This is a genomic window from Mesorhizobium sp. M5C.F.Ca.IN.020.32.2.1, from assembly GCF_004023105.1.
Lineage (GTDB): Bacteria > Pseudomonadota > Alphaproteobacteria > Rhizobiales > Rhizobiaceae > Mesorhizobium > Mesorhizobium wenxiniae.
On record NZ_RZSX01000144.1, the window covers coordinates 1 to 9,584 of the forward strand.

At 61.7% G+C, this 9,584-nt stretch carries 10 protein-coding genes; 2 read left to right on the forward strand and 8 right to left on the reverse strand.

The window, feature by feature from the left end:
* Positions 1-41: 41 nt before the first annotated feature.
* From EOA86_RS09955 to EOA86_RS09990, 8 genes are all read right to left on the reverse strand, one after another.
* Positions 42-857 carry an ABC transporter permease gene (locus EOA86_RS09955; protein ID WP_128341444.1) on the reverse strand — a complete coding sequence of 272 codons (816 nt, stop codon included), beginning with the start codon at positions 855-857 and terminating at the stop codon, positions 42-44.
* Positions 854-1,696 carry an ABC transporter ATP-binding protein gene (locus EOA86_RS09960; RefSeq protein WP_128341446.1) on the reverse strand — a complete coding sequence of 281 codons (843 nt, stop codon included), beginning with the start codon at positions 1,694-1,696 and terminating at the stop codon, positions 854-856. Before EOA86_RS09960 ends, EOA86_RS09955 begins: the two co-directional genes overlap by 4 nt.
* A gap of 124 nt (positions 1,697-1,820) precedes the next feature.
* Positions 1,821-2,750, reverse strand: a complete 930-nt coding sequence (gene fhmpcd1 / locus EOA86_RS09965) for a 5-formyl-3-hydroxy-2-methylpyridine 4-carboxylate 5-dehydrogenase (protein ID WP_128341460.1) — start codon at positions 2,748-2,750, stop codon at positions 1,821-1,823.
* On the reverse strand, positions 2,750-3,370 hold the full coding sequence (locus EOA86_RS09970) for a glutathione S-transferase family protein (protein ID WP_128341448.1): 621 nt from the start codon (positions 3,368-3,370) through the stop codon (positions 2,750-2,752). Before EOA86_RS09970 ends, fhmpcd1 begins: the two co-directional genes overlap by 1 nt.
* Positions 3,371-3,395: 25 nt before the next feature.
* On the reverse strand, positions 3,396-3,803 hold the full coding sequence (locus EOA86_RS09975; protein ID WP_128341450.1) for a RidA family protein: 408 nt from the start codon (positions 3,801-3,803) through the stop codon (positions 3,396-3,398).
* Between the two features lie 10 nt (positions 3,804-3,813).
* Entirely contained in the window at positions 3,814-4,947 is a 1,134-nt protein-coding gene (locus EOA86_RS09980) for a hypothetical protein (protein ID WP_164891658.1), read from the reverse strand.
* Positions 4,948-5,021: 74 nt separating this feature from the next.
* Positions 5,022-6,173 carry a cupin domain-containing protein gene (locus tag EOA86_RS09985; RefSeq protein WP_128341454.1) on the reverse strand — a complete coding sequence of 384 codons (1,152 nt, stop codon included), beginning with the start codon at positions 6,171-6,173 and terminating at the stop codon, positions 5,022-5,024.
* A 289-nt stretch (positions 6,174-6,462) separates the two neighbouring features.
* The gene (locus tag EOA86_RS09990) at positions 6,463-8,091 is read right to left on the reverse strand and encodes a choline dehydrogenase (RefSeq protein WP_128341456.1); all 1,629 of its coding nucleotides are present in this window, start codon (positions 8,089-8,091) and stop codon (positions 6,463-6,465) included.
* A gap of 212 nt (positions 8,092-8,303) precedes the next feature.
* On the opposite strand from EOA86_RS09990, the gene EOA86_RS09995 reads away from it, so the two are divergent.
* Positions 8,304-8,981 (forward strand): FCD domain-containing protein, encoded by a 678-nt coding sequence (locus tag EOA86_RS09995; protein WP_128341458.1) that lies wholly within the window; start codon positions 8,304-8,306, stop codon positions 8,979-8,981.
* Between the two features lie 49 nt (positions 8,982-9,030).
* Positions 9,031-9,584 (forward strand): GMC family oxidoreductase N-terminal domain-containing protein (locus EOA86_RS10000; RefSeq protein ID WP_245497208.1); only part of this gene is annotated, 554 nt, incomplete at its 3' end.

A 9,584-nucleotide genomic window follows, 5' to 3' on the forward strand; every position in this document is an offset into this window, starting at 1 on the left:
GCATTGTTTGTTCCCCTTGTTTGTTGGTTGTTCGAAAGATCCTAAGCCCGGCTGAATTTCGGCGCCCAGGGCACCACGAAGCGTTCTAGAATTTCGGCTGCGTAGTAGAAGGCGATGCCGAGCACGGAAACGAGCAGCAGCGCAGCAAAGACAAGAGCCGTGTCGAGCTGGGTCGACGCGAACTGGATGACGTAACCGAGCCCGTCCGAGGCTCCGGCGAATTCGCCGACGATGGCGCCGATGACGCTCAGGGTCGCTGCAATTTTGGTTCCCGCCATTAGGCTCGGCAGCGAGTGGGGAACACGGATCCTGAACAGGATCTGGGTCGGGCTGGCACCAACCGAATTCATCAGCGACAGAAGCGAACGGTCGACCGATTGCATGCCGGCCAGCATCGACAGCGTCACCGGGAAGAAGGCGATGACCAGGATCAGACCGATTTTGGGTGCGAGCCCGTAGCCGAACCAGAGGATGAAGATCGGCGCTAGCGCGACCTTCGGCACATTCTGGAACAACACGACGAGCGGGTAGAGAGCGCGGCCCAGCCAGTCGAAGCGCACGATGACGAGAGCAAGCGCAATGCCGACTATGACCGAGACAAGGAAGCCAAACAGGATTTCGCCCGCCGTGACCACCGTCGCCTGCATGAGGGTGCCCCATTGGGCAACCAGGGATTTCGCAATCTCGGATGGGGCAGGAACGATAAAGGAGGATATGGAGAATATCCGCACCGCGGCTTCCCACAACACGATCGTCACCAGCAGAAGGATGACCGCCGGAAGCCAGCTGCTTGTCGCCGCATTCCAGCCGGAAACAGGCTCTGGCTGGGAGAGGTTCGTGAGAGGCTGCTCGCTCACGTCGCGCCTCCCGGCTGATGACTGGAGCGCAGCATCGTTCGAAGCTCAAGCACCAGCCTGACGAATTCGGGGACTTCGGTCACGGAAGCGTCGCGCGGATAGGGCAGCGGAATGTCCAGACTCTGAGTAACGCGTCCCGGGTTGATCCCCAGCACATGAACCTGGCGAGACAACTGAATGGCTTCGTCGATCGAATGCGTCACGAAGACAATCGTCTTTCCGGTCCTCTGCCAGATCTCAAGCAGCGACTGGCCCATCGAATCGCGGGTGATCGCGTCAAGGGCCCCAAACGGCTCGTCCATCAGCAAGACCGCCGGATCAAGCGCCAAAGCCCGGGCGATGGCGACCCGCTGACGCATGCCGCCAGACAGTTCGTTTGGGCGCTTGTGGGCGGCATCGCCAAGGCCCACCAGTTCCAGCATCTCCTGTCCACGCGCCCGCAGCGCCGAGCGCGACATCGACTTGTCGGCGATGCCTAGCAGCATCGAGGCATTGTCGACGGCGTTTTTCCACGGCAGCAGATTGGCGTCCTGAAAGACCAGACCTATCATCCGTTTGCGCGCCGCCTCGCCTGGCGAAACGCCGGCGATCGAGACGCTGCCGTTGCTCGGACTTACCAGCCCAGCCAGCACTTTGAGCAACGTACTCTTGCCACAACCGGACGGACCGATGAGGGAAACGAACGAACCCTTCGGAACCGAAAGGTCTATATCCCTAAGGATCAGTTGCCGGTTCTGATCCGTGCCCATGATTACCGACAAGCCCTTGGTGGAAATTAGGTCGTCGTGGCGAATATGGGCGGGTCGGCCGCCGGCTGGTCGAATGGTTTCAACCTGCATGGTCGGTCACCCCACACATGGTCATTGGCCGCAGCCGCGCGGTTTTGATGGTGCAGTCCGCATGAGCGGCCAACCAGGTGAAATTCCCAACACGGCCAGCCTCGTGCGCAACTCGTGCCATCGCCTACTCCTGGCCCTCGAGGATGCGGCGCACTGCGACCAGCTTGCGCGCCCGTTCACCTTGCAGCGCCTTTATCTGTTCGGGCGTGTAGGAGAACATGCCCTCGCCCGACTTGATTCCGAACTTCGATGCACCGGTCTTCTCCAGAACCATCGGCGCGACATCATCCCGATTGGAAAGATCGGCGTTCAGGAACGACGAGACGGATTTGTAGATGTCGAGGCCCGCCATATCGAGCAGCGCCATCGGCCCGATGACGGCGACCTTGTAGCCGATGCCCCAGGATACGCAGGTGTCGAGATCCTCCGGTTCGATGACGCCGCGCTCGACCAGGTCGACCGCTTCACGCAGCAGCGCGTAAAGCACGCGATTTTCGACGAAGCCGGGAACGTCCTTCTTCACAACCACCGGCAATAGCCCGATCGAGCGGATCAGGTCGCGTATCGTCGCCACGGTTTCAGGCGCGGTCTTCTCGCCGCCAATCACCTCGATCATCGGAATGATGTGCGGGGGGTTCGACCAGTGCATGCCGACCAACCTCTCGGGATGCGAAATATGGGCCTGCAGCTTGGTGATCGGAATTCCTGACGTGTCCGAGGCGACGATCGCCGAAGAACCTATCAGCGGGTCGATGGCGCGATAAGTTTCGGCCTTGATGTCGATATTCTCAGGCACATTCTCGATGACCAGTTCCGCACCATCGACAGCCTCGGCGAGGGTGCGGACGAAGCGCACCGTGCCAGCCCCCGATGCGGGCGCCTTGATATCGAGACGGTCCAGAATCGCGCCAGCAATGTCGAGCATGCCGCTGGCGCGTTCGACCGCGACATCGGAAACATCATACGCCGCCACGTCGAGCCCGCCGCGCGAAAGCCGCGCGGCGATGCCCGGACCCATCGTTCCCAGTCCGATGAGGGCGGCGCGCTTGATCATCATGCGGCCTTTGCGGGGGCGGCGGCGGTCGCCGCCTTGAAGGCCGGACGAGCGGCGATTGTGGCCACCCAGCGCTCGAGGTTGGGCAGCGACGGCCGGTCGATCTTGAAGTCGATACAGCGCTTCAGGATCGGCGCGCAGGCGACGTCGGCAATGGTCAGCTTGCCCAGTGCCAGGAAATCCTTGCCGGCCAGATGCCCGTCGACGATCTTGAGTTGCGCCACAAGGTCCTTCACCTGCTCCTTGTATTCGGCGGTCTGCTCTTCGGGCGTCAGCTTGGCGCCCTTGAAGGCGGCCATATAGCCCGGATTGACAGCTGCCAGCAGAAAATCCATCCAGCGCTCGACCTCGGTCTTTTCCGCCGGGGTGGCGCCATTCAGCTGCTCGCCGCCGGATGCCGCGAGATAGCGCAGGATGGTGTTCGACTCCCAGATCACGGTGTTGTCGTCGATCAGCGTCGGAACTTTCGACGTCGGATTGAGCGCCTTGTACTCGGCCGTCTGGGTGTTTTCGAACTGGCGGCCGTAGTCCTCGCGCTTATACGCCGCGCCAAGCTCTTCGAGCATGAAGAGCACCTTTTGAACGTTGCCCGATGTCTGGCGTCCCAAAAGCTTGTACATGTCGTCTCCTCGATTGTGTCGTGACCTACCTGCCGGCCGGCAGCGGCTTGTAGACGATGGCGTCCATTTCGATCTTGGTGTTGATGACGGCTTTTGCCTCGACGGTCGTGCGCGCCAGCACCGCGTCGCCGATCCCTTCGAGGAACGCCTTGTTGTAGCGGCCGAAATCGCGCGTATCCTCGAGATAGGTGGTGATCCGCACGACATCGGACAGCGTTGCGCCCTCATCGGCAATGACGCGCGCGATGGTCTTCAGCGTCGCCAGCGTCTCTTCCTCGATCGTGCCGCTGATCATGTTGTTGTTCTCGTCCTTCGGCACCTGGCCGGAGACGAAAATGAAATCGCCGGCCCGCACCGCCGGATGAAACGGCAGGTTCGGATTCTTCTTACCGATGGCGTAGTGGCTGGCGGATTTTCGCGTGCTGTCGTTCAACCTATCCCCCCTAGAGAACACTGGTTTCGATGATGTCGACGCCACGGATGCGGTCGATAAGGTAGACGATGCCGCGATCGTCGATGGTGACGTCGTTGGAAGACGAACGCTCAGCGCCTTCAGGCGCGTCGGGCACGAAATGGCCGACCTCCTTGGGTGCGAACGGGTCGGCGATGTCGACCAGCCGCAGCCCCTGCGCGAACCATGCAAACGGAATGATGGTGCCCTTGAAGCGCTCGGAAGGCTGATGGCAGCCGGTCATCGGCGGTTGTGGTTCGCCACCCGGGTCGAGGCCAGGCACCTGGAAGGTCGAGATCGGCAGCGGGTTCGTCTCGTCGGTGATGTCGTAGATCCAGGTGAAGGCCGGCGGCGAAGGTCGGAGTTTGGCGACATCCTCGTCCGCCACCACCATGATGTTGCGGCCCTTGAGCGGCTGCGGGATCGGCAGGCATGTGTGCGTGGGATGCGGGAAGCTCGGGCTCGAATTGATATGCGAGACAAGCTTCGGCTTCGAAATGTCGGAAATGTCGAGGATGAACAGACCGTGATGCCAGTAGCTGACATAGAGCCGGTCGCCCATGCGCAACGGATGGTGGCAGCGCGGCGTGACGTAGTCATGCCACGGATACTCCTCACCGCCGCCGGTCCACTGCCCCGGTATCCACCAGCGCCCGACCTCGACTGGATTTACCGGATCGATCAGGTCGAGGATCATCACGATGTTGCCGACATAGCCGTCGGCGGTCGGCGAGATATAGGCGTAGCGGCCGTCATAGTCATAGCGGTGCACGCCATGGCCGCCGGTTGTCCATTTCGAGATCAGCTTCGGCTCCGTCGGTCGGGTCGTGTCGTAAATCGCCAGGCCACCGCCGAAATCGGCCGGGCCCGCATTGCCGAAGCGCTCGTGGTTGATGATCATCAGACCGTCCTGGGCACGCACCTTGTGCGAGTGCCAGCCCGGCGGAACGTCGATCGTCGCGATCTTTTTCGGATTGCGCGGATCTGAAATGTCGACCAGCGTCGTGCCGCTCGGCGGGCGCATGTGGCCGACATGGAGGATGTTGCCGTCGACCCAGACCTGGCCACCGCCCGGACAGTCGACATGGCCGATCTGCTTTGTGTTGAACGCCGAAACCAAATTCATTCGCCCTTGCTGCTGAACCGTCTCTTTCGGTGTCCGCGCCATTATGCCAGCGCGGACAGTTTCCGCTGCAAAGACTAGACGATGCGGAGCAGGTCGCCGGCCTGGTTGCGGCCCCAGCGCTTGTAGAGGAGCAGCGCCTTCTGGGTCGGCGCATCGGTCGCGCCGAAGAAGATGACCGGCTCGGTCGAGGAGCCGTTGACATGCTCGACCCACGAACCGCCCGGTATGGCGATCGTGTCGAACTGGTTCCAGTCGTAGCGCTTGCCGTCGATGATTGAATAGCCATTGCCGCGGAACGGCGCCAACAGCAGGCTGGCGGTCTCGCGCTGCGGCAGCGTCTTCTCGCCCGGCCGCAACATCTGGACGTAGAAGTTGATCGTTCGGAAGACCGGGCCGCCGGTGGTGGGGTCGACATAGTCGATGACGATGCCTTCGTGCGGATCGCCGTCCCAATCCTTGTGCGCGTCGAGGATCGCTTCCATCTTTTCCCAGCGATAGACATACATCGGCGACGACAGGCCACCGCCACGCTTGTGGTCCACGAAGCGCGGCATCAAGCCACCCTCGCCGTAGATTCGCTGCGAATAATCGCTCGGGAACCGGGCGGTCTGCACCTTCTTCTCGACTTCCTTGCCGTCGACCATCTCGGTATATTTGTGGTCGAAATGCACGGCGTGCAGCGTCTCCACCAGCGGCAGGTCGAGAACCGATAGATTGACCGCCTGTTCGCCGCCGACCGTGCCGTGATTGTGCCAGGCGTCGTTCGGCGTCAGCACCATGTCGCCAGGGCCGAAAACCACATCCTCGCCTTCGACGCCGGTAAAGTTGCCCTTGCCGGTCAGGCCAAAACGTATGGCGCTCGGCGAATGCTTGTGCGGCGGCATGATCTCGTCGGGATCGTTCAGGCGGTAGGCGGTGTACATCGTGCTGACCGAGGCGCGCTTGGGCGCAAGACCCGGATTGACCAGGATCAGCGACCGGCGCTCGCTATCGTCCATGGTCACCAGTTCCGCGGCGCGCTGCAGCAGCGGCTCGATGTCGGTGTAGGACCAGACGAAGGGGATCGCCTTCGACGTCGCCATCAGCTGCTTGATCTCGTCGTGATCGACGCCTTCCGATGTCGCCCAGAACGGAAACATGTTCTTTTCGTAGAGGGCGTCATAGAGGCCCTTCAGCGCTGCCTTTTTATTGGTGACGGCAAGGTCTGCTGGTTGCGCCAAGGACATGTCTGACACCTCTCTTCACGAAGAATATGTGTTTAACCAACTCAACCGTATTCGGATTGGTTTTGCTCGACAATCCCAAAAATAGAGAATTTTTGAGGTTTTTGGTTGAGAAGCTTTTTTGAAAGGAAAATGCCGCAAAAGGGGACAAAATTTCAAAAATATGCGAAAAATATAACCTGTCCAGCAGGTGCGGATCGAGCCATGACGGCCGCGATCATCCCACGGCAGCCCAACCAACTCAAATTTTTCCTTCAACCAAAGGACTTGGTTGAACGCCGCGCGACAGCGATCAGGCGGCAATGCTTTGTTCAGCACGGCTGCGGATCAGGTCCGAGGCCTTTTCGGCGATCATGATAACCGCCGCATTGATGTTGCCGCAAATAAGGTCCGGCATCACGGAAGCATCCACTGCGCGGAGCCCGGCGACTCCGCGCACCCGCAGTTCGGGATCGACCACCGAGCCGGCGTCGACACCCATGCGGCAGGTGCCGGCTGGATGATGCACAGTGATCGAGGTCTTGCGAATATGCTCATCGATCTCGTCGTCGCTCTGGCATTGTGATCCCGGAAAGAATTCCGATGCGATGAACGGCGTCATCGACGGTTGTGCAGCGAGGTTGCGCGCAACGCGGAAGCCGGCGCGAAGCGACTGCCAGTCACGCGGCGAAGACAGGAAATTCTGGTGGATCAGCGGCGCGGCCAACGGGTCGTTCGACGCCAGTTTGACGCTCCCCCTGCTCTCCGGCTGGACGGCGACGATGCGGGTCGCAAAGCCATCGGCGAAGGGTGCCTTGAATGGCGACAGGTAAGGCCATGCGGCAAGCGGTGCAGCCGTGAAAAGCAGCTGAACATCCGGCAACGGCCGGCTTGCATCGCTTTTCAGAAACGCCACGACCCCGCCGGGCACGTCTCCCGAAAAGCCCTTGCCAGCGAGATAGGTCTTGACGAAATCCAGCCCGATACGGTCGGCCCGCATCATCTTCAGGAATGGTCCCGGCTGCCCGCGCCGGTACATCAAAATGACCGAAACATGGTCCTGCAGGTTCTTGCCGACCTGCGGCCGGTCGACTTTCGTCTCGATGTTATGCGCGGCGAGCTCGCCGCCATCGCCGATCCCAGACAGCATCAGCAGCTGCGGCGTATTGATGACGCCGCCGGCAAGCAGGACCTCACGCCGCGCCAGCACCTGGTGGGTCGCCCCGCCTCTGGCGTAGGCGATGCCGGTCGCCCGCCCATCCTTCAGCAGGATCCTCGTCGCCATCGCGCCGGTCAGCACCTTGACATTGTTGCGGCGCATGGCGGGACGCAGATAGGCCGACGCCGTCGAGCAGCGGCGACCGTTTGCGATCGTCATCTGCAGGCGGCCAAAGCCTTCCTGCACGGCGCCGTTATAGTCGTCAGTCTGGGGGTATCCGGCATCCCGGCTGGCCGTGGCGAAGGCATCGATCAGCTCGTCCTTGTAGCGGCAGAACTGCGTGTTCAGTGGCCCGCTGCCGCCGCGATAGTCGCTCTCGCCCTTTTCCCAGCGCTCCTGCTTCTTGAAATAGGGCAGCACCTTGTCGAACGACCAATCGGTGAGGCCGCTGGCCGCCCAGCGATCATAGTCGCCACGATTGCCGCGCACATAGGCCATGGCGTTGGTGGAGGAGGAGCCGCCGATGACCTTGCCGCGCGCGCATTCGACCTTGCGTCCGCCGACATTGGCCTCGGGCTCGCAGAAATACATCCAGTCGTGACGGCGCTCGGTCAGGATCTTACCCCAGCCGAGCGGGATGTGGATCATTGGATCGCGATCCCAGCCCCCGGCTTCGAGGAGCAGCACGGAAACATCAGGATCTTCGCTCAGGCGGTTTGCAAGCACGCAGCCGGCCGACCCGGCTCCGACAATGACATAGTCGAATGTTTCTCCAAACGGCATGCACGGTCCTCGGGAGAAGGACGGCCCCGCCGAGATGTGAGCCGTCAAAGAAACAACTGCGGCACTCAACCATCACGCAACTGGTGTTGTCAACCACTGCGCGCAGATGTAGATTGGTTGAGTTGGTTGAGTGCCGTGTTCATCGATTCCGTGTCACAATATGATATCGGGACGCTGAGTCGACCGCCGCCGATCAGACAGGAGATTTGGTTTTGAGCGCATTCGAGCCGCAGATCGTATCATCGGATCTCGACGACATCATCGCAGCGGTCCGCCAGTTGCAGCAGGATGGCGGCAAGCTTCCTTCCGAGCGTGACCTAGCCGAACATCTGAACGTGAAGCGCCATCAGCTTCGCAAGGCGCTCGAGTTGCTGCGCCAATCAGGTGATTTGAAACCGGCGCGCGCCAGGCGTGCGCCAACCGCCCTGCCCCGATACGGCGAAGAGCTCGTCAGGGTAACCAACCCTATCGAGGTTCTGGAGTTGCGCCTGCTCATGGAGCCGGGCCTCGCCCGGCTGGCATCGCTGCGCGCCTCCTCGTTCGAGACGGCCCGGATCATTGACGCGGCAACCACGCCGGAGAATGCCTCGTCGGGCGCGGTCGATTTCGCGTTTCATTCCGCCATCGTAGCTGCCGCCCGCAACCATCTTGCCGCCGAATTCTATAAGATGCTGCGCCAGGTCGGCGTCGATGCGCGGGTGAAGATCGCACGCACCGCAGCACCCACCTGCCCCAAGCGGATCGCCGAGCGCGACGGCGAACATCGTCTGATCGCCGAAGCGATCTCGAAACGCGACCCCGAAGCTGCCGAAGCGGCCATGCGCGCGCATTTGCTGTCCGTGCAAAGACGAATCACGGAACGGTCGAATTCCGGCGCTTTCGCGGCATGAGCGTTGCGCGTTCTAGCCAGCAAGCCTGCTCGCGGGGCCTTTCAAACTGATGCGTCATTTCGACGTGCTGGTCGTCGGCGCGGGATCCGCTGGCTCGGTGGTGGCTAGCCGGCTAAGCGAGGACAGCTCGTGCCGGGTCGGCTTGATCGAAGCCGGGACCATGCCGTCCGATCCCGATATCGCCGACCCGCTGAAATGGACGATGCTGCAGGGCCGCGCCTATGACTGGGCCTATCGGACGGTGCCGCAACCCTTTACCGCAAACCGCGTCCATGAATGGCCGCGCGGAAAGATCGTCGGCGGTTCGAGCTGCCTGCATGCCATGGCCTATGTGCGTGGCCATCCGGATGATTTCCAACCCTGGGCAGTGGCAGGCGGCGAGCGCTGGTCCTTTTCGGGCTTGTTGCCAGGCTTCGTCCGCAGCGAAGCTTTCACCGCCTTCGACGCGCCTTCGCGCGGCCGCAGCGGACCGCTGGACGTCTATCTGCCGGATGCGGAGGTCAGCCCCGTCGTCCGCGCTTATATGGCCGCTGGACAGGCCATGGGGGTCCCCGTCCTGACCGACCACAATAGCGGCGAGCTCGCCGGCACGAGCCCCAATTC